This window comes from Kribbella amoyensis (genome assembly GCF_007828865.1).
Classification (GTDB): domain Bacteria; phylum Actinomycetota; class Actinomycetes; order Propionibacteriales; family Kribbellaceae; genus Kribbella; species Kribbella amoyensis.
Genome location: NZ_VIVK01000001.1, coordinates 5289296 through 5316212, shown reverse-complemented (window position 1 = coordinate 5316212; position 26917 = coordinate 5289296). Strand labels below are relative to the sequence as shown.

The following is a 26917-nucleotide window of genomic DNA, read 5'->3' as shown; positions in this document are numbered from 1 at the left end:
CACAATGCGTGCTGATGGCAAGGGTTTACCGCCGGACCGGTCAGGTCGCGGCGGCGGCCTGGAGGGCCCGGAACAGCCCTGCCTCGGTGATCCCGACGTGCTCGAGCATGATCCGGTCGCGGGCGGCCTGGCTGGTCCCGAGGGCCGCGAGTTCGCGGTAGAGGGTGCCGACCTCGGTCCCGCCGAACCGCTGGAACAAGTAGTCGACGGCCAGCCAGGACAGCGGGTACGAGCGGTCCGAATTCTGGAAGAAGGTGGCGTCCGACGGCAGCGCCTTCGCCTTCGCCAGGTAGCTGGTCCGGACCTTCTCCCGGTAGGTGTCCAGCGCCAGGTCTGACGCACCGGCCATCGGCAGGTACTCGACGTAGGTCGCGGCGCCCTCGACCAGCCAGCGCGGCGCGTACGCCCCGTACGCCGCGGTCGCGACGTGGGTGAACTCGTGCGCGAGGATGCGGGAGTCCACCTTTGCCCTGTTCCGCGGATTCACGACGACGTAGGAATCGGTTCGCTCCCCCACCCCGTTCACCTCGCCGGGCAGGGTCCGGTACACCCAGGTCGCCATCGCCAGCGCGTCCTCGGCGTTCTTCGGCAGGGTGTAGTCGGCACCGCGGACGACCTTGTCGTCGAGGGCGATCACGACGCCGGATCCGGTCCAGCCGCCGGGCCAGCTCCCGCTCACCGCGCGGACGGCTCTGCTCGCCTTCGCGACCAGGCTGGTGGCCAGCTTGCCCTGGCTCTTCTCGACCACGACCAGCACCCGCGGCGCGCGCTTCACCAGCACCTGGCCGACGTCCCACGGCTCCTGGTGCGAGCCCCGCGGCAACCGGCGGTCCAGGTCGGTGTCGGCAACCAGCATCCACCGGCCGTTGTCGCGCTGGGTGAACGTGTACCCGAGCATGGTCCGCGCCGGCACCCGGTCGATCCCGCGGATCTGGTACGTCATCGCCACGGCCACCACGTACGTGGACGGGCCGTACTTGTCGGTCAGCGCCTGGTCGTACTGCTCCTGGAGCCGCTCGTACCGCAGGCTGGCGAACCCGAACTGCCGCAGGTTCGCGAACAACGTGCGCTGCCGGTCCACCAGCTTCTGGTTCCCGGCGTCCACGTCGGCGAGGAACTGGTCGACCTTGTTCGCCCGGACCGCCTGCGCGCGGCGGGCGAGCACCTGGTCCACACCGGCCGCACGAGCCGCCTGGTCCCGGGCCCGGACACCGGCCGCCTCGTCCGCGGCCGCCGTGGACGCGTCCAGGTCGCCCGAGGTGGACCGATGCAGCGCGAGTCCGCCACCGACGGCCGCGGCGACGAGAGCGAGCGACAGCAGCAACGGCCACACCCGACGCTCCCGCTTGGCCGAGGAGTGCCGCGCCCGCGCATGCCGGGCCCCGGCGCGGTCCGCGTCGGTGGGCATGCGGGAGCCGCCGGGTGGGATCCCGTCCCGGCCCTCGGGGTCAGGCTCCGCCGGGCCTGCCGCTCGCGGTGTCTGGCTCACTGGTGATCGCGTCCCCTGGGTGCTTGGCGATCATCTCTATCACGTCCCGCGCCAGTCCCTGACCGGTCAGCCCGATCTCCTGCAGGACCGCGGCCCGCTTGGCGTGGTCGAGGAAGCGCTGCGGGATGCCGAAGTCGCGCACCGGCGTGGTCACCCCGGCGTCCCGGATCGCCTGCGCGATCGCGGCCCCGCACCCGCCGGCCCGGCCGTTGTCCTCGATCGTCACGACGTACTGGTGGTCGCGGGCCAGCTCGACCAGCTCGGCCGGGACCGGCTTGACCCAGCGCGGGTCGACCACGGTCACGCCGAAGCCCTGCGCACCGAGTCGCTCGGCCACGTCCACGGCGGTCGCCGCCATCGCGCCGATCCCGATCAGCAGGACGTCGTGACCGGTCCGGACCAGCACGTCGACCTGGCCGATCCGCTCGATCGCGTCCATGTCGGGGAACACCTCGCCCTTCGCGTACCGGAGCACGGTGGGCGCGTCGTCGACCTCGATCGCCTCGTTCAGCAGCTCGGCCACCCGGGCGCCGTCGCGCGGTGCGGCCAGCCGCAGCCCCGGGACGACCTGCAGGATCGACATGTCCCACATGCCGTTGTGGCTGGCGCCGTCGTCACCGGTGACCCCGGCCCGGTCCAGCACGAACGTGACCCCGCACTTGTGCAGCGCGACGTCCATCAGCAGCTGGTCGAAGGCGCGGTTCAGGAACGTCGCGTACAACCCGACGACCGGGTGCAGCCCGCCCATCGCCAGTCCGGCCGCGCTCGTCACCGCGTGCTGCTCGGCGATCCCGACGTCGAACGTCCGGTCCGGGAACGCCTCCGCGAACGCGGCCAGCCCGGTCGGGTGCAGCATCGCCGCCGTGATCGCGACCACGTCCGGCCGCCGGTGCCCGATCTCGACCAGCTCTTCGGCGAACACGTCGGTCCACCCGCGCGGCTTGTGCAGCGGCCGGACCTGGTGGAAGTTGTCCTCCTCGTCCTGCTCGGCGGCGGCGTACCCGAAGCCCTTCTGGGTCACCGCGTGCACGATCACCGGGCCGCCGAACGCCTTCGCCCGGGCCAGCGCGTCCTCCATCGCCTGCCGGTCGTGGCCGTCCACCGGGCCGACGTACTTCAGGCCGAGGTCCTCGAACATGCCCTGGGGGGCCAGCATGTCCTTCAGGCCCTTCTTCACCCCGTGCAGCACCTCGTACATCGGCGGGCCGACCAGTGGGGTCCGGCCGAGGTTCTTCTTCACCAGCTCGAGGATCTTCTCGTACCGCGGGTTGGTCCGCAGGCTGGTCAGGTGGGTCGCCAGGCCGCCGACGGTCGGGCTGTACGAGCGGCCGTTGTCGTTGACGATGACGACCAGCTTGAGGTCCTTGCCGGAGGCGATGTTGTTCAGCGCCTCCCAGGCCATCCCGCCGGTCAGGCCGCCGTCGCCGATCAGCGCGACCACGTGCCGGTCCTCACCGCGCAGCCGGTACGCCTTGGCCAGGCCGTCGGCGTACGACAGCGCGGTCGAGGCGTGGCTGTTCTCGACCAGGTCGTGCTCGGACTCGGCCTGGCTCGGGTACCCGGACAGGCCGCCCTGCTGACGCAGCGTGTCGAACTTCGGCGCGCGGCCGGTCAGCAGCTTGTGCACATAGGTCTGGTGGCCGGTGTCGTACACCAGCCGGTCGGTGGGCGAGTCGAACACCCGGTGCATCGCCAGGGTGATCTCGACCATGCCCAGGTTCGGCCCCAGGTGGCCGCCGGTCCTGGACACCGTCTCGACCAGCACGTCGCGGATCTCCGCGGCCAGCTCCCCCAGCTGTTGGTCGGTCATGCCCTTGAGGTCGGCCGGTCCGCCGACCGTCTCCAGCACGCGCATCGAGCTCCTCCGCAGGTTGTCCTCGAATGGTCGAGTCTAAGCACGCGCCGGACGGATTCCGAACGCGACCGGGCTCCCCGGGCCAATCTCACAGGGTCCGACGCCGGCCGCGGCGATTTGTTCGCTCGTGCCGGGAGCCTCACCTAGAGTGATCGGCATGGAGATGGTGCGGACCCTGTTCCGCAAGTTCGACGGCACTCCGCACCGGTTGATGGAGTCGCTCGACCTCGGCGAGGACGAGCACGGCCTGTGGGTCGGCTCCCGGCCCGGCGACCGGGCCCAGCGCGCGGACGGCAGCTGGATCTCGGTCGACCACACCAGGGTCCGGCTGTTCCCGCGCGGCCAGTGGTGGAGTGCCCTCTTCAACGACGAACCACACCCGACCCGGATCTACTGCGACATCATCATGCCCGCGGAGTTCGGGGTCGAGTCGGTCACCGCCGTCGACCTCGACCTGGACGTCCGGCTGTACCGGGACGGCACCGTCAAGGTGATGGACGAGGACGAGTTCCGCACTCATCGTGAGGCCTACGGGTACCCGCCGCAGGTCGTCGCCACGGCTCAGGCCGCGTGTGCCTGGGTCGTGGACCACATCGACTCGGCCGAGCCGTTCCGGTCGGTGTACGAGCACTACCTCCAGCGGGTCCGCGAGCTCACGCCCGGCTGACCCGCGGCGCGCTCAGCGGCCGAGCACCTTGTACTTCGCCTCGGCGGCCGACTTCTGCGGCTCCCACCAGCCGGTGTTGGCCTTGTACCAGTCGATGGTGGCGGCCAGCCCGGCGTCGAAGTCGGCGTACCGCGGCTCCCAGCCGAGCTCGGTGCGGATCTTGGTGGAGTTGTTCGAGTACCGCAGGTCGTGGCCGGGGCGGTCGTTGACGTGCACGTACCCGTCGGCCGGCTCGCCCATCAGGGTGAGGATCTTCTCGATGATCTGCTTGTTGTTGCGCTCGTCGCCCGAGCCGATCAGGTACGTCTCGCCGAGCCGGCCGTCGGTGATGATCCGGTGCACGGCGTCGTTGTGGTCGTCGACGTGGGTCCACTCCCGGACGTTCTCGCCGGCGCCGTAGAGCTTCGGCTTGTCCCCGATCAGCACGTTGGTGATCTGCCGCGGGATCAGCTTCTCGACGTGCTGGTACGGGCCGTAGTTGTTCGCGCAGTTGGACAGCGTCGCGGCCACCCCGTACGACCGGGCCCAGGCGCGGACGAGCATGTCCGAGCCAGCCTTGCTCGCCGAGTACGGGCTGGACGGGTCGTACGCGGTCTCCTCGGTGAACTGCTCGACCGAGTCCAGCGGGAGGTCGCCGAACACCTCGTCGGTGGAGATGTGGTGCATCCGCTTGTCGTGCTTGCGGACCGCCTCCAGCAGCGTGAAGGTGCCGATCAGGTTGCTCTTGATGAACGGCGACGGGTCGTTCAGCGAGTTGTCCACGTGTGACTCGGCGGCGAAGTGGACCAGCACGTCGGTCGCGGCGACCAGCTTGTCCACCAGCTCGGTGTCGCAGATGTCGCCGTGCACGAAGGTGACCTGCTCGGCGACCGGGTCGAGGTTGCTCTGACTCCCGGCGTAGGTGAGCGCGTCGAGCACGGTGACTTCCGCGTCCGGGTACCGCCGGACCGTGTCGTGCACGAAGTTCGAGCCGATGAAGCCGGCGCCGCCGGTGATGAGCATCCGTCGCATGCGGCACAGGATAGCGGCGTTCGAGGTGACCGGCCGCGCCGGTACGGTGACGCCATGCGCAACGTCCGCGTGGTCTACCGCAAGTACGACGGCAAGCTGCACTGGCACCAGTGGATGCGGTACCTGGGAGAAGACCAGTACGGCGTCTGGTTGGGTGCGCCGGCGGGCGCGATCGCGCAGCGCGGCGACGAGCCGGAGATCACGATGCCGGCAGCCTGCGTGCAGCTGTTCCCACGGGACAAGTGGTTCACCGCGAGCTTCAACGACGTGCCGCAGAAGACGCTGATCTACTGCGACGTCACCACGCCGGTGACCTTCGGCGACGAGGAGTTCACCATGGTCGACCTCGACCTGGACGTGGTGAAACGCCGCGACGGCACGTTCTACGTGGACGACGAGGACGAGTTCGCCGAGCACCAGGTGAAGTACGGCTACCCGGCCGACGTGGTCCGGGCCGCGCAGGCGTCCTGCGACTGGCTGGTGGCCGCGGTGATGACCGAGGAGCCGTTCCTCACGACGTACAAGAAGTATCTGGACCAGGTCCGTTAGGGATCCGGGTCCTCCTTCACCTGGGCGACCAGCTGGGTCGGGTTGACGAAGCGCAGCGCGACCACCAGCAGCACCATCATCACCAGCATGTAGATGACCGCCATCGCGTCGACGGACTGCTGGGCCCGGATGCCGGCCGCGTTCATCGAGTTGAACAGCGCGACCACCAGCGTGTTCGAGTCCGGTCCCGCGGTCAGGAAGGTCAGCTCGAACATCCCGACGGTCCGGACCAGCACCAGGATCGACGACGCCAGGATGCCGGGCACCAGCAGCGGGGCCAGGATCCGGGTGAAGATCGCGAGCGTGCGGGCGCCGGACATCCGGGCGGCCCGTTCGATCGCGGGGTCGATCTGCTCGATGAACGGCGTCATGGTGAGGATGACGAACGGCACGCACGGCACCAGGTTCGCCAGGATCACCCCGGACAGGTGCCCGGCCAGCCCGAACTTGTAGAGCACGGTGGCCAGCGGGATGCCGTACGTGATCGGCGGCATCATGATCGGCAGCAGGAACGCGAGGTACACGACGCGCTTGCCCGGAAACGTCTTGCGGGCCAGCACGTACGACGCCGGGACGCCGACCAGGACCGACAGCAGCACGACGGCCGCGGCCACCTCGAGGGTGACCACGATGACCTGGAACAACCCGAAGTCGGTCCAGGCCTGGCTGTACCACTGGGCCGTGTACCCCTGCGGCAGCCAGGTCCCGAACCAGCGGGTCCCGAACGAGTTCACCAGTACCGAGCCGACGATGCCGACCAGGAACACCAGGAACAGCGCGACCGCGCCCCAGACCAGCCAGCCGGCCGGGCTGGCGACGATCCGGCGACGGGCCGGGGCCGCGCCGGCGGTGGGATCGAGCGTCGCCATCAGCCTTTACCTCCGGTCGAACCGACGTAGAACCTGCTCCGCCACAGCAGCACCAGGCCGATCACGAGCAGCTCGACCACGCCCATGATCACCGCGATCGCGGACGCGAACGGATAGTCGTACTGCTCGTACGCCGCCTGGTACGCGGCGATCGAGATCACCCGGGTCGAGCCGGTCGGGTCGCCGACCAGGATCGCGGACGGGAACACGCTGAACGCCAGCACGAAGGTCAGGCAGAACGTCGTCGCCAGACCGGGGGCCAGCAGCGGCAGCGTGATCCGCCGGAACCGCGCCCGCCAGTCCGCGCCGAGCGTCGCGGCCGCGCGTTCCAGACTCGGGTCGATCCCGGACAGGTAGGACAGGATCAGCAGGAACGCGAACGGGAACCCGGTGATCACCAGGGAGAAGAACACGCCCCAGTAGTTGTTGATCAGCCCGAGCGGCTCGTCGACGATCCCCGCGCCCTGCAGCGCCCGGTTGAGCCAGCCGGCCGGGCCGAGGAAGTTCAGCAGGCCCTCGGCGGTGAGCACGGTGCCGAGCGTGATCGGGATGACCAGCAGCGTGGTGATCAGCCGCTTGCCGCGGAACCGGCCGCGCATCCGGTACGCGATCGGGACCGAGGCGAGCACGTTGAACAGCGCCGCGGGGACGGCCAGCCGCAACGTCTTCCAGATCGTGTCCCGCTGGAACGCGTCGGAGAAGAACCGCTGGTAGTCGCCGAACGCGCCGCCGCCCTTGGTGGGCTGGAACGACAGCCCCAGCCCGTACAGGAACGGGTAGATGAACAGCCCGATCACGAACACGAGCGCGGGGACCAGCAACAACAGGGTGCTGTCGATCCCCCGCTCGGCCAGCCGGTGCCGCAGACTCAGGCCCGTGGTGGCCGGCGAACTCATGAACCGTCACCACCAGTTGCCGACAGCACCTTCTCCGGCGCACCCGGGTCGCCGAGCGCCGGCGTGGAAGCCGGCAGGGCCTCGTCGCCACGGTCGAACACGAGCAGCCGGTCCGGCGCGACCGAGACCGACACCGCGTCGCCGGCGGCCACCCGGTCCGGCGTCCGGATGTGCAGCCGCAGACCGTGCTCGGTGATCGCCTCGACCGCGAGCTCGCGGCCCTGGTACTCGACCACCTCGACCTCGGCCCGCAGGACGTTGCCGTCCTGCGCCGGCCCCGCGATCACCAGGTCCTCCGGCCGGACCGCGGCGACCACCTGGTCGCCCTGCCGGACCGGCGTCATCGCGGTCGCGGCCAGCCGTACCCCGTTGCCTTCGACAACGACCTGGCGGCCCTCCTCGGCCACGGTGAGCTGGAGCAGGTTGCGGAAGCCCATGAAGTCGGCGACGTGCCAGTTCGCCGGCCGGGTGTGCAGTTCCTCCGGCGTACCGATCTGCTGGACCTGACCCTTGCGCAGCACGACGAGGCGGTCGGCCATCGATAGCGCCTCCTCCTGGTCGTGCGTGACGTAGACCGTGGTCAGGCCGAGGCTCTGGTGCAGCCGGCGGATCTCGGTCCGCATCTCCAGCCGGAGCTTGGCGTCCAGGTTGCTCAGCGGCTCGTCCATCAGCACCAGCGACGGCTCCAGCACGACCGCGCGGGCGATCGCGACCCGCTGCTGCTGGCCACCGGAGAGCTGGCCGGGCAGCTTGCCGGCGTGCTCCTCCAGCTGGACCAGCTTGATCGCGTCCGCGGTCCGCTGGGCGATCTCCGCCTTCGGGAGCCGGCGCATCTGCAGGCCGAACGCGATGTTGCCGCGCACGGTCAGGTGCGGGAAGAGCGCGTAGTTCTGGAACACCATGCCGAAGCCGCGGCGTTCCGGCGGCAGCGTGTCGATCCGCCGGTCGTCCTGCCAGATGCTGCCCGCGGTGAGCGGGAGCAGCCCGGCCAGGCAGTTCAGCGCGGTCGACTTGCCGCACCCGGACGGCCCGAGCAGGGCGATGAACTCACCGGCCCGGACCGACAGGTCGAGGTCGCGGAGGGCGTCGTGCCCGCCGAAGCTGCGGCCGACACCGTCCAGCCGGAGCTGGTCGAAGGTCGCGGTGCCGGTCACTGCTGCTTCACCTTCGAGCCGCCGATCTCGCGGTCCCACTTGTCGAACGCGGCGACCATCGCCTTGTTGTCCAGCGGAACCTCCTTCGGCGTCTTCGCGATCAGCTCCTCGTACTCCGGCCGGCCGAACTTGGCGATCGCGTCCTGGCTCTTCTGCGGCGCCATCGAGATGTCGACGCCCTCGACCGCGGGACCCGGGTAGAAGTAGCCGTCGTCGTACGCCTTGGCCTGCTGCTCCTTGGTGAGCATGAACTGGATCAGCTGCAGCACGGCGGCCTGCTGATCACCGGAGGCGCCCTTCGGGATCACCGCGTAGTGCGCGTCGGTGACGAAGTGGAAGCCGTTCAGGGTGGTGATCTTCGCCGACTCCGGCACGGTGCCGAGAACGCGCGGGTTGATGTCCCAGCCGGTGGTCGAGGCGACGATGTTCACGGTGCCGTTGGCCAGGTCCTTCATCGTCTGGGTGGTGCCGCTGGGGTAGGTGTTCACGTACTTGCCGAGTTCGGCCAGGTACGCCCAGGTCTTCGCCCAGCCGTTCACCGGGTCCATCGGGTCCTTGTCACCGAGGATGTACGGCAGCCCCATCAGGAACGTCCGGCCGGGACCGGAGTTCGCGGGCCGCGCGTACGCGACCTTGCCCGGGTTCGCCTTGGCGTAGGCGAGCAGCTCCTCGGCCGTCTTGGGCGGGTTCGCCACCTTCTCGGGCAGGTACTCGAACAGCGGGCCGGACGGGTAGTACGTGACCACGACGCCGGCCTTGCCGCCGAGCTCCTGCATCTTCGCGGCCGGCTCCTGGTACGTGTCCATGTTGCTGAGCCGGTCCTTGAACGTCGGCAGGACGTCCTGCCACAGCCCCTGCTCGGCACCGGCCGACAGCCCGTCGGTCCCGGTCAGCACCAGGCCGATGTCGAGCCGGCCGGCCGACTGCTGCGCCTTCAGCTTGCCGACCAGGTCGGGCGCCGGCGCCTTCGAGTACGTCACCTTCGAGATGACGTCCGGGTGCTGCTTCACGAAGTCGTCGATCATGCCCTGGGTCAGCTGCAGGTTGCCCGCGACATCGAGGATGTTCAGCGTGACCGGCTTGGCCGGCTTGTCCGGGACCTGGCCGGGGTCGGCGCCGCTCGATTCCGCGCCCGGGGCGGTGGGCGCGCCACAGGCGGCGACCAGGCCGACCAGCAGAGCGCTCGTGGCGAGGATGGTGCTGCGCAGACTGGTGCGCATGGGTGTTCCCTTCGTCAGCGCCGCGGAGTACGGCGGGCGGATTGCTGCGACGTGGAGTTGATGGGGCCGGTGGTTTCCCGGACGACGAGTTCGGTGGGCATCTCCCGCACCCGGTCCGGGATGTCGGCGCGCTCGCCGAGCAGGTGCAGGAGCAGGTCGACCGAGGCGCGGCCGGTGCGTTCCTTCGGGATGTTCAGCGTGGTCAGCGGCGGGTGCACCATGGTGGCCATCTGGATGTCGTCGATGCCCACCACGCTCAGCTGCCCCGGGACGTCGACGCCCCGGGCCCGCAACGCGCTGAGCAGCCCGAACGCGGTCAGGTCGTTGTAGGCCACGACCGCCGTGACGCCGGAGATCAGCGCGCCCTCGGCCGCGTCCACCCCGCCCTCGAACGTGGGCGGGAAGTGCCCGAGCTCGACCAACTCGGTCCCGGTGGCGGTGGCGGCGACGCGGAGTCCGCGCAGCCGTTCCCGCCCGGACCAGCTGGACCGCGGGCCGGCGACGAAGCCGATCCGGTGATGCCCGAGCCCGGCGAGGTGGTCGACGATCAGCCGCATCCCGGCCGCGTTCGCGATCGCGATGGCCGGGATCGAGCCCTCCTTGCGGTTCACCAGGACCACGGGGGCCGCGAACGTCGCCGCCTCCCGCAGTTCGGCCGGCCGCATCCGGGGCGAGCAGAGGATCAGGCCGTCGACCTGCTTGGCCAGGGACCGGACCAGGCCGAGCTCGGCGCCCGGATCCTCGTCGCTGTCGGCCACGAACACCTGGTAGTCGGCCTGGTGCGCCTGGTGCTGGATGCCCTTCACCACCGACGGGAAGAACGGGTTCGCCAGGTCGGGCAGGATCAGGCCGAGGTTGCCGGTCCGTCCGGTGATCAGTCCCCGGGCGGCCCGGTTGGGCCGGTACCCGAGGTGGTCGGCGACCCGCAGCACCCGCTCCCGCGTCGCCGGATCGACCATGTCCGGCAGCGAGAGGGCCCGCGACACCGTGGACGGGGAGACGCCGGCGGCCTTGGCCACGTCGCGAATGGTCACCGCCATGCGGGCTCTCCTCTCCAGGGTCACGGTGTTCGGATTGCCGGGAAGTCTGAAACCGATTGCAAACGATGTCAATGGTTCGACGGCCGACTTTCCGCGGAAAACGCCGAACGGTTATAGAGGTGCGCCCAACCCAATAAAACAAGGGAATTCTGACTCGCCCTGCGATCTTGCCCTGGTTCAGTGATTCATGAAATGGTTTGCAGCGGCCGCCGAGGTCGGCCGGTGGGACGGCGTACGGTCGCGACGGCGCGCGGGCCGCCTGCGACACTATGGCGGTGGATATCGCGATCGAGATCGTCGCCCTGGTCGCCGTGGTCGCGGCCGGTGCCGCGTTGGCCCGCAGGATCGGCGTCTCGGCGCCGCTGTTGCTGGTGGTCGTCGGCGTGGCCGCGTCCTACCTGCCGTTCGTCCCCCGGGTCGAGTTGTCCCACGAGGTCGTCCTGGTCGCCTTCCTGCCGCCGCTGCTGTACTCGGCGGCGATCCGGACCAGCCTGGTCGACTTCTCCCAGCACCGCCGGTCGATCGGCACCCTGTCGGTCGGGCTGGTGGCCTTCACCACCGTCGGCGTCGGACTGGTCGCGTACTTGCTGCTCGGCTGGCTCGCCGAGCGGGACGGCCAGGAGCCGCTGCCGTTGTGGGCCGCCTTCGCGATCGGCGCTGTCGTGGCCCCGCCCGACGCGGTCGCCGCGACGGCGATCGCGAAACGGGTCGGGCTGCCGCGCCGGGTCGTCACGATCCTCGAGGGCGAGAGCCTGGTCAACGACGCCACCGCGCTGGTCTGTCTGCGGACCGCGATCGCGGCCGCCCTGGTCACCCCGACCGTGCTCGAGGTCGGCCTGGACTTCCTCCGCGCGGCCGGCGGCGGTGTGCTGGCGGGTCTTGTGGTCGCGCTCGTGCTGTCGAAGGTACGCCGCCGCCTCACCGACCCGGTCCTCGACACCACGCTCAGCCTGACCGCGCCGTTCATCGCCTACGTCGCCGCCGAGAACCACTACGTCCACGCGTCCGGTGTCCTGGCGGTTGTCGTCACCGGCCTCGTCCTCGGTCACAAGTCGCCGATCATCCAGTCGGCCGCGTCCCGGATCTCGGAGCGCACGAACTGGCGGACGATCCAGTTCCTGCTGGAGAACACCGTCTTCCTGCTGATCGGGCTGCAGACCCGGTGGATCCTCGACGACCTGTCCCGGAGCCCGCTGTCGGCGACGACGATCGCGCTCACCACGATCGGCGTCTTCCTCGCCGTCGTCCTGCTCAGGCCGCTGTGGGTCTTCCCGACCACCGTCCTGTCCCGCCGGATCCTCGGTCGCTCGCGGCCGGGCCCGATCTCCTGGCAGGCCCTCGCGGTGGTGTCCTGGGCCGGGATGCGCGGCGTGGTCACGCTGGCGGCGGTGTTCGTGCTGCCGGAGTCCACGCCGCACCGCGAGTTGCTGGTGTTCATCGCCCTCGCCGTCACCGCCGGCACCCTGCTCCTGCAGGGCTCCACCCTGCCGTGGCTGGTCCGCAAGATGCGGCTGCCCGCGCCCGACCCGGCCGAGGACGCGCTGCAGGAGGCGGGCGTACTCCAGGCCGCGCACCGGGCCGGCGAGGAGGAGCTGGACCGGCTGATCACGCCGGACACCCCCGAGGACGTGGTGAATCTTCTCCGCCAACGCGGTGAGGCGCGCGCCCTCGCCGCCTGGGAGCGGCTCGGCCGGCCGGAGACCGAGTACGAGACGCCGAGTGAGTCGTACCGGCGGCTGCGGATGGCGATGCTGCAGAAGGAACGCGAGTACGTCATCAAGGTCCGCGACAAGGGTCTGGTGCCGGACGAGGTACTGCAGCGGGTCCAGGTGTCGCTCGACATCGAGGAGTCCATCCTCGACCGGGCCGAGGCGGACGACGTCGGCGGCCGCTCCGAGGACCTGCGGCTGCCGCTCCGGCCGGGTGGTGAGTGCGAGCACCTGGCCGACGCGCCGATCGTGGTGACACCCAACACGCCCGAGGGCTGCGAGGAGTGTCTGGCCGACGGCAGTACCTGGGTGCACCTGCGGCTGTGCCTGGACTGCGGCCATGTCGGCTGCTGCGACTCGTCCCCGCAACGGCATGCCAGCAAACACTTCGCGTCCACTCAGCACCCGGTGATGCGCAGCTTCGAGCAGGGCGAGAATTGGCGCTGGTGCTTCGTGGACGAGAAACTCGGCTGATGACGGACTGCCTGTTCTGCAAGATCATCGCGGGGACCACGCCGGCCCACCTCGTGCTGGAGACACCCGAGGTGGTCGGCTTCCTGGACATCCGGCCGGTGTTCAAGGGCCACACGCTGATCGTGCCGCGCGAGCACATCGCGACCATGGTCGAGCTGCCCGACGAGCTCACGGTGCCGCTGTTCGGGACCGCCCGGTCGGTCGCCGCCGCGGTCCGGAACGCGTTCGGCGCCCAGGGCTCGTTCGTTGCCGTCAACAACGTCGTCTCCCAGTCCGTGCCGCACCTGCACGTCCACGTGGTCCCGAGGACGAAGGGTGACGGCCTGCGCGGCTTCTTCTGGCCCCGCACCAAGTACGCCGACGACACCGAGGCGGCCGAGTACGCCGACAAGCTCCGCGGCGCCCTCGCCGAAGGCTGACCGCCGGCCCGGCCGCCGGTCCGCGTCAGTGCAGGTCGCGGTCGAGGCGGGTGGCGAGTTGATCGAGGGCTCGTTCTACCGCGGCGCGGACCGCCTGGTCGGGATCGTCGCGGTGGGCCTCGATCGCCTCGACGTGCTCGTACTCCCCCGCCGCGCCGACGGCCCGGACCGCGGCGGCGCGGACCCGAGGCAGTTCGTGGTCGAGCATCGGGAGCAGCGCGTCGACCAACTGGCCGAGCTCGCGGTGGGCGGTGATGCGGGCGACGTGTTCGCGGACCCGCCAGGCCGGGTCGTCGGCCGCGATCAGCAGCGCGTCGACCACGTCGTCGCGCCAGACGTACAGGAACGCCCGGGCCGCCCAGACCCGGACCCAGTAGAAGTTCACCGGATCCAGCTCGGCCCAGCCACCGACCGACGGGCCGGCCAGCCATTTCAGCTTCTCCAGCAACGGCGGGACGAAGGCGTCCTCGGGCGCGACCACGCCGGTGAGCAGGTCGACGCTCCAGTCGATCACCGCGTCGTCCCCGTGCTCGGCGCAGGCCGCCCGGATCAGCTCGCGCGGAGTTTCCCGCTTGTCGGCAACCATGGTTCAGTAAAGCGCGCCGGGCGGACAGTTTCCGGCCAGCGCAGCTTCCGGTCGGGGCAGCGAGCGGTCAGAGCAGCGAGCGGGCGATGACGACGACCGACGAGATCGCCGACAACACCAGGACGGCCTGCCGGAGCCGGGGACCGTGGATCCGCCGTTGCAGCGGGACGGCGAGCCCGAAGCCGATCGCCAACGCGGGAATCCACGACGCGCCGTACGCGAGTTGGTGATGGGTCAGCCGGCCGCCGATCTCGAGCGCGACCAGCGACACGATCGACCCGATCAGGAAGAACGCGGCCAGGGTCGCGCGGAGGCGCGGACCCTGCTCGTGCTGGAGGACCACGGCGGCCGGTGGTCCGCCGATCGACGCCGCGGTCGCGGACACCCCGGCGACGGCGCCCGCGATGACCAGGTTGCGCCGGTTCGCGCGGACCTCGAAGCGCCAGGCGGTGAGGACGACCGCGATCAGGACGATGAGCCCGACCACGGCGCCGATCAGCCGCTCCGGCAGGTACGCGAGGATCAGTACGCCCAACGGCGTCGTCGTGACCCGGGCGACCGTGAGCCACCCGGCTTGTGGCCAGTGGACGTGGCGCCATTCGTGGGCGAGTGTGAGCGCGGGCATCACCATGCCGAGGATGAGCATCGCGCCGGGCATCAACGACGGGTCCAGCAACGCCACGACGGGTGCCGCGACCAGCGACAAGCCGAGCCCGATGGTGCCCTGGACGCAGGCCGCGACCAGGACCGCGAGAGCGGCCGGCAGCAGGATGTGCAACTCCATGCGGCCGGCCGGCCTCCTGTCAGCTCAGTTCGGACGTGGGCGGATGTCCTGGGCAGTCGACAACGCCCCAGCCGTCCTCGACGTGCCACTCGCGGACCGAGCCGGTCTCCGCCTCGGTCCGCGTGCGGGCGCTGTCCTCAGTTCGCGATCAGCGAGCGGAGGACGTACTGCAGGATGCCGCCGTTGCGGTAGTAGTCCGCCTCGCCGGGGGTGTCGATGCGGACCACCGCGTCGAACTCCTTCGCCGAGCCGTCCGGCGCGGTCGCCGTGACGTGCACCGTGCGCGGGATCTCGCCGTCGTTGAGCGCGGTGACGCCCGCGATGTCGAACGTCTCCTCGCCGGTCAGGCCGAGGGACTCCGCGTTCTCGCCCTCCGGGAACTGCAGCGGCAGGACGCCCATGCCGATCAGGTTGGACCGGTGGATCCGCTCGAACGACTCGGTGATGACGGCCTTCGCGCCGAGCAGCGCCGTGCCCTTCGCGGCCCAGTCCCGCGACGAACCCGAGCCGTACTCCTTGCCGGCCAGGATCACCAGCGGCGTCCCGGCCTCGGCGTACGCCTGGGCCGCGTCGTAGATCGTGGTGACGGGCGCGTCGGCCTGGGTGAAGTCGCGGGTGAAGCCGCCCTCGGTCCCGGGGGCGATCTGGTTCCGCAGCCGGATGTTCGCGAACGTGCCGCGGATCATCACCTCGTGGTTGCCCCGGCGGGAACCGTAGGAGTTGAAGTCCTTGCGGTCCACGCCGTGCTCGGCCAGGTACTTGCCGGCCGGGCTGTCGGCCTTGATCGAACCGGCCGGGGAGATGTGGTCGGTGGTGACCGAGTCGCCCAGCTTCGCGAGCACCTTGGCGCCGGCGATGTCGGTGACCGGCGACGGCTCGTTCGCCATCCCCTCGAAGTACGGAGGCTTGCGCACGTAGGTCGAGTCGGCGTCCCAGTCGAAGGTCTTGCCCTCCGGCGTCGGCAGCGACTGCCAGCGCTCGTCGCCGGCGAAGACGTCGGCGTAGTCCTTGGCGAACATCTCCTTGTTGATCGAGGTCGCGATCGTCGCCTCGACCTCCTCGGCGCTCGGCCAGATGTCGCGCAGGAACACGTCGTTGCCGGCGGTGTCCTTGCCCAGGGCATCGGTCTCGAAGTCGAAGTCCATCGTGCCGGCCAGCGCGTAGGCGATCACCAGCGGCGGCGAGGCGAGGTAGTTCATCTTCACGTCCGGGTTGATCCGGCCCTCGAAGTTGCGGTTGCCGGACAGCACCGACACGACCGCCAGGTCGGACTCCTGGACACCGGCCGAGACCGCCTCGGGCAGCGGGCCCGAGTTGCCGATGCAGGTGGTGCAGCCGTAGCCGACCAGGTGGAAGCCGAGCTTCTCCAGGTACGGCGTGACGCCGGCCTTCTCGTAGTAGTCGGTGACGACCTTCGAGCCGGGCGCGAGCGAGGTCTTCACCCACGGCTTGCTCGCCAGGCCCTTGTCGACCGCGTTCTTGGCCAGCAGCGCGGCGGCCAGCATGACCGACGGGTTCGAGGTGTTGGTGCAGGACGTGATCGAGGCGATCACGACGTGGCCGTGGTCGAGCTCGGTCTCGGCACCGTCCAGGGTGATCTTGGTCTTCTTCGACGGCCGGCCCGAACTACCGTGCGGGACGTGCGGCGCGTCGTCCACGTTGCCGTGGCCGTTCGGCGCGTCGCTGGCCGGGAAGCTGCCGGTCTCCGACGGGTCGACCTCCAGCTCCTCGGTCGCGTAGTCGGTGAGCGCGCCGCGGAACGCCTCCTTGGCTCCGCTCAGTTCGATCCGGTCCTGCGGCCGCTTCGGGCCGGCGATCGACGGGACCACGGTGGACAGGTCCAGCTCGAGGTACTCCGAGAACCGCGGCTCGACGTCCGGGTTGTGCCAGAGGCCCTGTTCCTTGGCGTACGCCTCGACCAGGGCGACGTCGTCGTCCTTGCGGCCGGTCAGCCGCAGGTAGTCCAGGGTGACGTCGTCGATCGGGAAGATCGCGCAGGTCGAGCCGAACTCGGGGCTCATGTTGCCGATGGTGGCGCGGTTCGCCAGCGGGACCGCGGCCACGCCGTCGCCGTAGAACTCGACGAACTTGCCGACCACGCCGTGCGCGCGCAGCATCTGGGTGATCGTCAGCACCACGTCGGTCGCGGTCGCGCCGGCCGGGACGGCACCGGTCAGCTTGAAGCCGACGACCTTCGGGATCAGCATCGACACCGGCTGGCCGAGCATGGCCGCCTCCGCCTCGATACCGCCGACGCCCCAGCCGAGCACGCCGAGGCCGTTCACCATCGTGGTGTGCGAGTCGGTGCCGACGCAGGTGTCCGGGTACGCCTGGCCGTTGCGGACCATCACGGTCCGGGCCAGGTGCTCGATGTTCACCTGGTGCACGATGCCGGTGCCCGGCGGGACGACCTTGAACTCGTCGAACGCGGTCTGGCCCCAGCGCAGGAACTGGTACCGCTCGCGGTTGCGCTCGTACTCCAGCTCGACGTTGCGCTCGAAGGCGTCCTGGCGGCCGAAGACATCGATGATGACGGAGTGGTCGATCACCAGCTCGGCCGGCGCCAGCGGGTTGATCCTGGTCGGGTCGCCACCGAGCTCGGCGACGGCCTCGCGCATGGTGGCCAGGTCGACGACACACGGCACGCCGGTGAAGTCCTGCATGATCACCCGGGCCGGGGTGAACTGGATCTCGGTCTCCGGCGCGGCCGCCGGGTCCCAGCCTCCGAGCTTGCGGATGTGCTCGGCGGTGATGTTCGCACCGTCCTCGGTGCGCAGCAGGTTCTCCAGCAGCACCTTGAGCGAGTAGGGCAGCGTGTCGGCGCCCTCGACGCCCGCCAACCTGAAGATCTCGTACGACTGTCCGTTGACCTCGAGTGCCCCCTTGGCACCGAAGCTGTCGACGCTGGCCATCAACCTGCTCCTCTATCCGGTCCGATCCACCAAGATCCCATCCTGCCGAGTCACCGGCGCGGCCGGCAGGTCAGGTTCCCCTAACCTCGGCGCCGCAGGATCTCTCGACATCAAGATACACGACATCGAGTCACCTTGCCGTCAACCGACTCGGACTGCTCGAGGCGGTCGACGGCAAGGTCCGGCTCAGGAGACCTGCGGCAGGACCTCGGACGCGATCAGGTCGAGGTGGTCCAGGTCGGCCAGGTCCATGATCTGCACGTAGTAGTGCTCGGTGCCGATCTCGGCGAACCGGCCGAGCTGGTCGACCACCTGGTCCGGCGTCCCGCCGACGCCGTGCTCCGCCAGCTCCTCCAGGCTCCAGCCGACCGCGTCGGCGCGCCGCTTGACCTCGGCGTCGTCCTTGCCGACGACCACGCGATGAGCCGCCGACAGCTTCAGCGTGCTCGCGTCCCGGCCCTCGGCCTCACACGCCGCGCGGACCCGGTCGTACAGCACCTTGGTCTCGTCGACCGGCTTGAAGCCCGCGTTGAACTCGGCCGCGTACTTCGCCGCGAGGGCGGGCGTCCGCTTCTTGCCGGCACCGCCGATGATGATCGGCGGATGCGGCTGCTGCACCGGCTTCGGCAACGCGGGCGAGTCGGTCAGCTGGTAGTGCTTGCCGTCGAAGTTGTACTTCTCCCCCACCGGCGTGTCCCACAGCCCGGTGATCAGCTCGAGCTGCTCGGTCAACACGTCGAACCGGCCGACCGTGTCCGGGAACTCGATCCCGTACGCCTCGTGCTCGGCCTTGAACCAGCCGGCCCCGAGTCCGAGCTCGACGCGGCCGCCGCTCATCTGGTCCACCTGCGCGACCGAGATCGCGAGCACGCCCGGGGTACGGAACGTGGCCGAGCTGACCAGTGTGCCGAGCCGGATCCGCTGGGTCTCGCGGGCGAGTCCGGCCAGCGTGATCCACGAGTCGGTCGGTCCGGGCAGACCGTCCTCCTCGCCCATCACGAGGTAGTGGTCGGACCGGAAGAACGCGTCGAAGCCGCAGTCCTCGGTCTTGCGGGCCACGGTCAGGAGGTCGTCGTAGGAGGCACCCTGCTGGGGTTCGGTGAAGATCCGGAGCAACATGCGGACCACGCTATCTCGCGGTGGTGTACAGCCTCTCCAGGTACGACGGTTGCCAGTCCGGGCCGCGTCGGTACAACCGCCGCACGAGCCCCTCGATGTCGAACTCCGGCGGCAACGGGTGGTCCCACCAGTCCGGCACCTGGTCGTACCACCGGTCCACCCGGACCGTCCGCCCGGCAGCGTCGATCCGGGCGAACAACCAGCCGCCCTGCTCACTCTGCGACTCGGTCAGCCACAACTCCCCGAGCAACGCGCTCAGCCGCGACGCGGCGTACTCCGGGTCGTCCACCGGGGGTGGCTCCAGGTCGAACCGGTAGGAAGGCGCGGCCGGATCCAGCACCTGCACCTGGATCGTGAACCCCGAAGGAACGATCGCCGTCCGGGCCCGGCACCACTCCCGGAGCGCCGCGAACGCCGCCGACTCCTTCGGCCGAGGCCGGGGCCGCTCGTACTCCGACCGCATAGCCTCCTCCAAAGACCCCGCCGGCACCTCGACCCGAGGCCCGTCACCACCGACCAGCCCCAGCCCAGGAATCACCATCCCCGAACTAGGAGCTGGCGCAACCAACTTCTCCGCGGCAGCGCTCTCCGTTGCCCCAGCCTGCTCAGCTGAGCCGGAGTCCGCCTCGGAGGTGGCGTCGTGGTGGTCGGTGGACGCGGTAACGGCCGGATTGTCCGCGTCGGCCGACTCCTCGGTCGCGGTCTCAGCGGCAGTCAGCTGACCAGCAGCCTCACCCTCGCCCAGCCCAGCGACCTCAGCGCCCGCGACGGCCCCAGCCCCAGCAACCCAACCGGCCGGCCAGAACACACCGTCGGCGGCACCCGCATCAGCACCGTTCGCCGGACCTTCCGGCGCGGCGGCAACATCGTCGCTCTGACTGCCGTCCCGGGTCGGCTGAGCGTCTTCCTCGGCGCCATCGGACGCCCGCGCACCGAACCCACGCCAAACGCCCTCATCCGGCTCATCCTCGTCAGTGGGTCCGCTGACCGCCTGCGGCGAGGCGCCGGGTGCGGCCTCAGATCCATGCTCAGCAGGTCGAGGCGGCGCCCAAGAGCTGTCCCCGAGCTGATCGGCCGTCCAGTCGGCATCCCCGATCAGCTCGTCGTGGAACTCGTCACCGGCAAGACCGAAGTCCTCTTCAGGCTGCCGCTCAACCGCCGAGAACCGCCCAGCGAACGGGCTCTCATCGGCCTCCCCCACCGGCGCGAACGGTGAACGCGACGTCGGGTAGTACTCCTCCTCGACAACCTCATCAGCCCGCGCATCGGCCTCATGGGTCGCGCCCTCTTCGGAGCCGTCGGCGGCGGCCGCGGTCTCGACAGGCCCGTCCGTGACGACCGGAATTTCAGCGGTAGGAGCCTCGTCGGCAAGCGCGCCATCAGCCCCGGCGGCCGAAACCTGCTCAGCCTCGCCTGCCCCGGCTACCTCCGGCTGCTCGACTCCAGCTTGAGCCTCCGCCGTGGAACGCCAATCCACGTCGTCATCCGAACCACCCTCAACCACGGGCCGACCCGCAGCACCGCCGGCGTCGCCTACAGCCGCCGCGTCCCAGGCGCTGTCAGCGTCGGCTCCATCACCAACGCTCCGCTCGGACGCCGCCTCAGCCCCGAAGTCCGTACCGCCGTCGTGAAGGGCATCGGCTTCCCCGACGAGCCCGCCAACAGCCTCCGCACCGCGCCCGCCCTCGACGCCAGGCACATCCCCGGCAGAGCGAGCATCGCCGGTACCGCGCAGGTTCCCCGCACCACGCAGGTCCGCAGTATCGCGCAGGTCTCCCGCACCAGGCAGGTCCGCAGCACCACGCAGGTCCGTGTCGTCCTCGGCACCGTGTGCGTCCTCGGTGTCGCGACTTGGGGTTCGCCAGGCGACGTCTGCGTCGGTGTCTTCTGTTGGTGCGGTTCGTGGGTCGCCGTACTCCGCGGCTGGTGGGGTTGCGGGCGGTTGTTGGGGCTGGTTGTTGGCCGACTGCGGTGGTTCGGGTGCGGCCTGGGTGAAGGGCTGGTCCAGGTCGTCTTCGTCGACGCCGAAGAAGGAGCTCTGGTCGGCGTCGGGGAGCCGGCTGGCGGGGCGTTCGGAGCGGTGGGGTGGGGCGACGTGCGGGTTCGCGGCGAGGTAGGCCGCGGCGTCTTCGATCCACTCACCGTTGATCCACGCGCCACCGACCCAGTCGCGGTTCGGCCGCGGAACGTCTGCCGTTCGCCCGCCGGCAGCCGACTGCGCGTCCGCCCGCTGCTGCTGCTCGACCCGCTGCTGCTCCTCAGCATGCTGCTGCGCGTCGGCTCGCCTTCGCTCGTCGGCCCGCCGCTGCTCCTCGGCAGCCCGCGCCTGTTCCTCAGCCCGCCGCTGCTCGTAGGCCTGCCGCTGCTGCTCGGCAACCCGCGCCTGTTCCTCAGCCCGCCGCTGCTCGTCGACCCGCTGCTGTTCGGCCTGCCGCTCGGTCTCAGCGCGGTCGGGCAGCGCCGCTGCGTCGACCTGCTCAGGTGACAGCTCGACCGCAGACGGCGCGCTGAACGCCTGAGCGTCCGCCTCCGCCCAGGTGCTTGCCTGCGCCTGCTCATCGGACTGCGGCTGGTCCTCGGCGCGGTTCGGTGATTGCGCCGCAGCGTCAGCCCGACTGGATGCTTGCGCCCCCGACTCGCCCCACGCAGGAGCGTGGTTGGGTGGCTGCGGCTCCGCCTCGGCGGGGTACTCCGGCTCCGTCCCCACGCCGGAGCCCGCAGGTGGGTCCTCGATCAGGGGGATGACGCCGGTGTCTTCGGTGTCGTCCAGCGTCGACGACTCCGGGGCGTCCGCTTGCGGTGGGGCGGGAGCTTGCTGACGGGCGGCTGCGTCGGCTTGCGCTTCATCTTTGCCGTCGGCCGGCGGAAGGACTCCGGTCTCGTCGGCGAACGGGTTGAACTCGCTGGTGGCTTGGTCCGGCCACTGCTGGGCCGGTTTCTGGACGAAGGGGTTCTCGTCCGACCAGACGACCTCGTCGGTGTCCGTGTCCGGGGTGTACGACGATGCTGCAGCCGACGGGCCGTCCGCGAAGAGGCTCGCGTAGTAGTCCTCCCCTTCGGCCACAGGGCTGCCGACGCGGGGCGGTTCGGACGACGGCAGGGGGCGGTCGTACCTCGGGCCCTCGGGTTCCGGGTCGGGTTCGGGATCCGGGCCGGTGAGGCCGAGGTTGGCGAGGGAGGCGTTCTCCTCCTCGCGTTTGCGCTTGCGCCCGAAGCGGCGTTTACGGCTGACGACCCCGTACACCGCGGGCGGCTGTTCCGGCTGCGAAGCAGGCTCCGGCTCGTACGACTCCACCCCGTACGACGCCCCGTAGGACGGCTGGGACGACGGCTCGGACGGGCCCTCGTCGTACGGCGGCTCGATCTTGTACGGGGCGTCGTCGATCGGCTGACCCGTGAACGGGCTCACCCCGGGCGGCACGATGAAGAGCTCTTCTTCCTCCTCTTCCACCTCCGCCTCGGCTGCGGCATCGACCTCGGCCGCACGCGCCGTCGGACCCGGCAGCGAGTCCACGTAGGCCGTCGCCTCGGTCGCCGACACGCCCTTGAACTGCTCGGCCGCGATCAGGCCGGCCCGCAGATCCGGCTGCAGCGGCGACCTCGGCCCGATCCCGAGTTCCTCGAAGAAGTCCCGCAACCCGTCGAACGTCAGCCCGTCCGACCCGGCCGCCCGGATCAGTGTGGTCGCCGCCGGGACCAGGTCCGCCGGGCTGCCCCGGTGCCCCGCCCACTGCGAGGCCCAGCCGGCGAGCTCCTCCGCGGCGTCCTCGTCGGACGTCACCCAGGTCGCGATGTGGTGGAAGCCGTCGTCGGCCGGTTGCCAGGGGTCGCCTTCGTACGCGGCGCGCGCCCACGTCCCGTTGAAGCTGCCGTACACGAAACCGAGCTGGCCGGCCGCGATCCGGCGCTTGACCTCGGGCTGGCCGATCCAGTCCGGGGCGCCCGCGACCAGGTCCGTGCCCGCGGTCCTGCTGTGCTCGGTGTGGTACCCGAAGACGATCGCGCGGCCACCGTCCAGCCGGACCATCCGCAGGTCGGAACCGGTCTCGTCCTGGTGGTACCAACCCTGCTCGTCGGCGTACCAGCGCCGGTCGAAGCCGGTGGCATGGGCGACCGCCGCGAGTGCGCTCCAGCGGGCGCGCAGCTCGTCCGGGTCGTCCAGGTCCACCAACGGCATGAGGGGCAGGTCTCCAGCGTCCAGGCAGTCGCACGGCCGATCAGCCGGCCATCACCAGGCCAGAACCGTACCCGAGCGGCCGGACCGCTAACCAGTCACCGGTTCGAGGCTCGGGCACGGGCGGCTGGGGTCAGGGCTCGAGGTCGGTCACACGGCGGCCGCTCCGGACGTCGAAGGGCACCGACGCCTGGTCGTGCACGATCGACCACGCTCCGTCGATCTTGCGGAAGCCGAACGTGGCCCGAACCCACATCCCGCTCGTCGTCGCGCCGTTCTGCAGCGTGCCGCTGAGCCGCCCGAAGCAGTGTCCGAACGCAACCTTCTCGTCCACGGTGAGGGTGAGGTCACGCACCTCGTAGGACACCTTCTCGAAGAAGGTGAAGACGTTCTTCCAGTTCGACAGCTTGGCCTCCACACCGACGTGTTGCAGCGGCGGCTCGACGTCGAAGGACACGACGTCGGCCGAGTAGAGCTGCCGCAGGCCGTCGAGATCCTTGGCCTGGATCCGGTCGGCGATCCTGCCGATTTGCTGCCGGAGCTCGGCTTCGTCCCGTTCGATCTGAGTCATCACGGTCTTCCCTTCGCGGTGACCACTCGGGGTCACCGGCGTCGTCGAGTCTGGTCTCACCACTCGACTCCGCTGCGCCCCGTTTTGTGACGTCAGCGGGGAAGAACTACCTTCACCGGCTCCGGTCGGTGGGCTCGAGCACGGCGACGCACTCGATGTGATGGGTCATCCCGAACAGGTCGAACGCGCGCAGCGAGCTGATCCCGTAGCCGAGCCCGTCGAACGTCTTCAGGTCCCGGGCCAGCGCGGCCGGATCACAGGCGACGTACGCGATCCGACGGGGCGACAGTGCCGCGATCCGCCGGACCACATCCTTGCCGGCGCCGGTCCTCGGTGGGTCCAGGACGACCAGGTCCACCTTCTCCAGCCCCTTGCCGACGGCGACGTTCAGTACCTTCCCCACGTCGCCCTGTTCGAGCGACACGGCAGGTTGGTCGTGGAGGTTGCGGCGGGCGTTCTTGACCGCGTCCTTGTCCCCCTCGACCGCGAGCACGGCGCAGCCCGCCTCGGCGAGGAAGGCCGCGAACAGCCCGACGCCGGAGTACAGGTCGAGCGCGTTCTCGCCCTCGGCCGGTTCCAGCCCGGCCATGACGGCGTCCACGAGGGTGGTCGCGGCGGCCGGGTGGACCTGCCAGAAGCCGCCCGCCTCGACCCGGAACCGGCGGTCCCGGACCACCTCGACGACCCGGCCGGAGTGGTCCTCGTCGGTGAGGATCGCGGTCTTGCCCTCCGACGACACCACCGCCTGGACCGACGACGTCCCCGGCCAGCGCTGTCCGAGGACGGGCGGCGTGTCCGGGTGCGCGATCAGGCACCGGTCGATCGGGATCAGGTCGTGCGAGCGGTGCGCGTACATGCCGGGCTTGCCGTCGGCCACGGCGTACCGCATCCGGGTCCGCCAGCCGAGGCCGTCGTCACCGGGTGACTCCATCACCACGGTCCGCTCGATCCCGCCGATCCGGCGCAGCGTGTCCGAGACCACGGTCGCCTTCAGCCGGCGCTGCTCGACGATGTTCGCGTGCTGGAAGTCGCAGCCCCCGCACAGCCCCGGCCCGGCGTACGGGCAGGGCGGCTCGATCCGTTGCGGCGACGCCACCAGGACGTCCACCGCGTCGGCCCGCAGGTACTTCGCGGTCCGCTCCGTCACGCGGGCGCGGACGGTCTCTCCCGGCAGCGCGTGCCGGACGAAGACGACCTGTCCCTCGTACCGCGCGACACAGTGCCCGCCGTGCGCCACCGGCCCGACCTCGAGCTCCAGTACCGCACCGACGTCGTGTTCTTCCGTCACCGATCTCCTGACGTCTTACGGGCGCCGCGGCGTACCTGCCCGGCGACCCTCTCCACCCGGTCCTGCCGCTCCTCAGCCGCCTGCGACGAGATCAGCTGGTACGGAACGGACGTAACCATGACACCAGGTGTGAACAAGAGCCGCCCCTTGAGCCGCAGCGCGCTCTGGTTGTGCAGGATGTGCTCCCACCAGTGACCGACCACGTACTCGGGGATGTAGACCATCACCACGTCCCGCGGCGACTGCCGTCGGATGTCGCGGACGTACTGCAGGATCGGCCGGGTGATCTCCCGGTACGGCGAGGCCAGCCGCTTCAGCGGGACCGGGATCTCGTGCCGCTCCCAGTCGGCCTGCAGCGCCTCCGACTCGTCCCGGTCGACGTCGACGGTGACGGCCTCCAGCGTGTACGGCCGGGCCGCCTTCGCGAACGCCAGCGCCCGCAGCGTCGGCTTGTGCAGCTTGGACACCAGCACGATCGAGTGCACCCGCGACGGCAGCATCAGCTGCTCGTCGCCCTCGACGGCGGTCTGCCGGCCGACCGCGTCGTAGTGCCGCTTGACGCCCTTCATCAACACGAACAGAACGGCCATCGAGATGATCGCGATGTACGCGCCGTGGGTGAACTTGGTGATCAGCACGATCACCAGCACCACGCCGGTCATGGTCAGGCCGATCGCGTTGATCACCCGGGACCGGACCATCTGGTGCCGCCGGGCCTGGTCGGTCTCGGTCCGCAGCAGCCGGGTCCAGTGCCGGACCATGCCGATCTGGCTGATCGTGAACGAGACGAACACCCCGACGATGTACAGCTGGATCAGCCGGGTCACCTCGGCGTCGAACACCACGATCAGGAAGATCGCGAACGCGGCCAGGATGATGATGCCGTTGCTGAACGCGAGCCGGTCGCCCCGGGTGTGCAGCTGCCGCGGCAGGTACCCGTCCCGGGCCAGGATCGAGCCGAGCACCGGGAAGCCGTTGAAGGCGGTGTTCGCGGCCAGCACCAGGATCACGCCGGTGGCCGCGGCGACCAGGTAGAAGCCGGGCGAGAAGTGGTCGAAGATCCCCTTCGCCAGCTGGCCGATCACCGGGTCCTGGTGGTACCCGGGGCCGACCGGGACACCGTCGCGGAGCAGCTGGTTGGCCGGGTCCTCGGCGAACCGGACCTTCATCACGTTGGCCAGCGTGACCACGCTGATCACCATCGCGATCGAGATACAGCCGAGCAGCAGCAGTGTGGTCGCGGCGTTCTTGCTCTTCGGCTTCTTGAACGCCGGGACGCCGTTGCTGATCGCCTCGACCCCGGTCAGCGCCGCGCAGCCGGACGAGAAGGCCCGCAGCACCAGGAACGCCATCGCGAGGCCACTGGCGCCGTGCAGGTACGGGTCCTCGGGGGCGATGTCGAAGTTCGCGGTCTGGGCCATCGGCAGGTTCCCGAACAGCAGCCGCCCGAAGCCCCAGGCCGCCATCCCCAGGATCGTCACCATGAACACGTACGTCGGGATCGCGAACGCCGTCCCGGACTCGCGGACACCGCGCAGGTTCATCGTGGCGAGGAACAGCACCGCGATCACGGCAGCGGTCGCCTGGTGCCCCTCCAGCGCGGGGATCGCGGACGCGGCGTACTGGGCGGCCGAAGAGATCGACACGGCCACGGTGAGTACGTAGTCGACCATCAGCGCGCTGGCCACGGTCAGCCCCGCGGTCGGCCCGAGGTTGACGTTGGCCACCTCGTAGTCGCCGCCACCGGAGGGGTACGCGTGCACGTTCTGCCGGTACGAGGCGACCACGACCAGCAGGACCAGGGCGACGACGATCGCCACCTTCCAGGAGAAGGTGAGCGCGGTGAGTCCCGCCAGCGACAGCGTCAGGAAGATCTCGTCCGGAGCGTACGCGACCGACGACAGTGCGTCACTGGCGAACACGGGCAGCGCGACGCGCTTCGGCAGCAGCGTCTCACCCAGCTGGGTGCTACGCAGTTTGCGGCCGAGCAGCAGTCGTTTGCCGATATCGCCGAGAGCGGGAGTCACACCGGTGATGTTAGAGCCAGCGAGGTCGTCTGTGGCACTTGCCCGCCAGGGCGGGTGAGTCCACACGCGACCTGTGGTCCGGTGTAGCGTCTACTCCGCCGATT

General features: G+C 70.2%; 20 protein-coding genes. 4 read left to right on the top strand and 16 right to left on the bottom strand.

All coding sequences use genetic code 11. The features are described from left to right. Positions 1-40 precede the first annotated feature (40 nt). Positions 41-1408 (bottom strand): hypothetical protein, encoded by a 1368-nt coding sequence (locus tag FB561_RS24870; protein WP_238335038.1) that lies wholly within the window; start codon positions 1406-1408, stop codon positions 41-43. A gap of 40 nt (positions 1409-1448) precedes the next feature. Further along, positions 1449-3344, bottom strand: coding sequence for a 1-deoxy-D-xylulose-5-phosphate synthase (gene dxs, locus FB561_RS24865; protein WP_145810789.1), 1896 nt, complete (start codon positions 3342-3344; stop codon positions 1449-1451). Between the two features lie 157 nt (positions 3345-3501). Between dxs and FB561_RS24860 the strand changes: the two genes are divergently transcribed. Then, positions 3502-4011: a ribonuclease FAU-1 family protein gene (locus FB561_RS24860; RefSeq protein WP_145810787.1), complete on the top strand. Its 510-nt coding sequence runs from the start codon at positions 3502-3504 to the stop codon at positions 4009-4011. 12 nt (positions 4012-4023) lie between these two features. Here the strand turns inward: FB561_RS24860 and rfbB are convergent, their stop codons facing one another. Next, complete coding sequence (gene rfbB / locus FB561_RS24855; protein ID WP_202880728.1) at positions 4024-5022, bottom strand: dTDP-glucose 4,6-dehydratase; 999 nt, start codon at positions 5020-5022, stop codon at positions 4024-4026. 54 nt (positions 5023-5076) lie between these two features. On the opposite strand from rfbB, the gene FB561_RS24850 reads away from it, so the two are divergent. Beyond that, the gene (locus tag FB561_RS24850) at positions 5077-5571 is read left to right on the top strand and encodes a DUF402 domain-containing protein (RefSeq protein ID WP_145810786.1); all 495 of its coding nucleotides are present in this window, start codon (positions 5077-5079) and stop codon (positions 5569-5571) included. Here FB561_RS24850 and FB561_RS24845 read toward each other — a convergent pair. The 5 genes from FB561_RS24845 to FB561_RS24825 are packed head-to-tail and all read right to left on the bottom strand — an operon-like array spanning position 5568 to position 10750. After that, positions 5568-6440 (bottom strand): ABC transporter permease, encoded by an 873-nt coding sequence (locus tag FB561_RS24845; protein ID WP_145810784.1) that lies wholly within the window; start codon positions 6438-6440, stop codon positions 5568-5570. The genes FB561_RS24850 and FB561_RS24845 overlap by 4 nt on opposite strands. Next, positions 6440-7336: an ABC transporter permease gene (locus FB561_RS24840; protein WP_145810782.1), complete on the bottom strand. Its 897-nt coding sequence runs from the start codon at positions 7334-7336 to the stop codon at positions 6440-6442. Before FB561_RS24840 ends, FB561_RS24845 begins: the two co-directional genes overlap by 1 nt. Further along, positions 7333-8490: an ABC transporter ATP-binding protein gene (locus FB561_RS24835; RefSeq protein WP_145810780.1), complete on the bottom strand. Its 1158-nt coding sequence runs from the start codon at positions 8488-8490 to the stop codon at positions 7333-7335. The genes FB561_RS24840 and FB561_RS24835 overlap by 4 nt, the downstream gene beginning before the upstream one ends. Then, positions 8487-9710 (bottom strand): extracellular solute-binding protein, encoded by a 1224-nt coding sequence (locus FB561_RS24830; RefSeq protein WP_145810778.1) that lies wholly within the window; start codon positions 9708-9710, stop codon positions 8487-8489. The genes FB561_RS24835 and FB561_RS24830 overlap by 4 nt, the downstream gene beginning before the upstream one ends. A 14-nt stretch (positions 9711-9724) precedes the next feature. Continuing rightward, the gene (locus tag FB561_RS24825) at positions 9725-10750 is read right to left on the bottom strand and encodes a LacI family DNA-binding transcriptional regulator (protein WP_145810776.1); all 1026 of its coding nucleotides are present in this window, start codon (positions 10748-10750) and stop codon (positions 9725-9727) included. Positions 10751-11019: 269 nt separating this feature from the next. Here FB561_RS24825 and FB561_RS24820 point away from each other — a divergent pair, with 269 nt between their 5' ends. Together FB561_RS24820 and FB561_RS24815 are read left to right on the top strand one after the other, a co-directional pair. Next, positions 11020-12933: a Na+/H+ antiporter gene (locus FB561_RS24820; RefSeq protein ID WP_202880727.1), complete on the top strand. Its 1914-nt coding sequence runs from the start codon at positions 11020-11022 to the stop codon at positions 12931-12933. Continuing rightward, the gene (locus FB561_RS24815; RefSeq protein ID WP_145810772.1) at positions 12933-13352 is read left to right on the top strand and encodes an HIT family protein; all 420 of its coding nucleotides are present in this window, start codon (positions 12933-12935) and stop codon (positions 13350-13352) included. The genes FB561_RS24820 and FB561_RS24815 overlap by 1 nt, the downstream gene beginning before the upstream one ends. A gap of 25 nt (positions 13353-13377) precedes the next feature. On the opposite strand, the gene FB561_RS24810 is transcribed toward FB561_RS24815, so the two are convergent. The 8 genes from FB561_RS24810 to FB561_RS24775 all read right to left on the bottom strand — a co-directional run bounded on the left by FB561_RS24810 (position 13378) and on the right by FB561_RS24775 (position 26813). After that, complete coding sequence (locus FB561_RS24810) at positions 13378-13938, bottom strand: HEAT repeat domain-containing protein (RefSeq protein ID WP_145810770.1); 561 nt, start codon at positions 13936-13938, stop codon at positions 13378-13380. Positions 13939-14005: 67 nt separating this feature from the next. Beyond that, a complete protein-coding gene (locus FB561_RS24805; RefSeq protein WP_145810768.1) occupies positions 14006-14722 on the bottom strand; it encodes a sulfite exporter TauE/SafE family protein in 717 nt (238 codons plus the stop codon). 137 nt (positions 14723-14859) lie between these two features. Continuing rightward, complete coding sequence (acnA, locus tag FB561_RS24800) at positions 14860-17634, bottom strand: aconitate hydratase AcnA (RefSeq protein ID WP_145810767.1); 2775 nt, start codon at positions 17632-17634, stop codon at positions 14860-14862. A gap of 186 nt (positions 17635-17820) precedes the next feature. Continuing rightward, positions 17821-18753 carry an LLM class F420-dependent oxidoreductase gene (locus tag FB561_RS24795; protein ID WP_145810765.1) on the bottom strand — a complete coding sequence of 311 codons (933 nt, stop codon included), beginning with the start codon at positions 18751-18753 and terminating at the stop codon, positions 17821-17823. Positions 18754-18763: 10 nt separating this feature from the next. After that, on the bottom strand, positions 18764-22930 hold the full coding sequence (locus FB561_RS24790; protein ID WP_145810764.1) for a hypothetical protein: 4167 nt from the start codon (positions 22928-22930) through the stop codon (positions 18764-18766). A gap of 130 nt (positions 22931-23060) precedes the next feature. Further along, complete coding sequence (locus tag FB561_RS24785; RefSeq protein ID WP_145810762.1) at positions 23061-23498, bottom strand: YybH family protein; 438 nt, start codon at positions 23496-23498, stop codon at positions 23061-23063. A gap of 112 nt (positions 23499-23610) precedes the next feature. Next, the gene (locus FB561_RS24780; protein ID WP_145810760.1) at positions 23611-24786 is read right to left on the bottom strand and encodes a class I SAM-dependent RNA methyltransferase; all 1176 of its coding nucleotides are present in this window, start codon (positions 24784-24786) and stop codon (positions 23611-23613) included. After that, positions 24783-26813, bottom strand: a complete 2031-nt coding sequence (locus tag FB561_RS24775; protein WP_145810758.1) for an APC family permease — start codon at positions 26811-26813, stop codon at positions 24783-24785. The genes FB561_RS24780 and FB561_RS24775 overlap by 4 nt, the downstream gene beginning before the upstream one ends. Between the last annotated feature and the right edge of the window lie 104 nt (positions 26814-26917).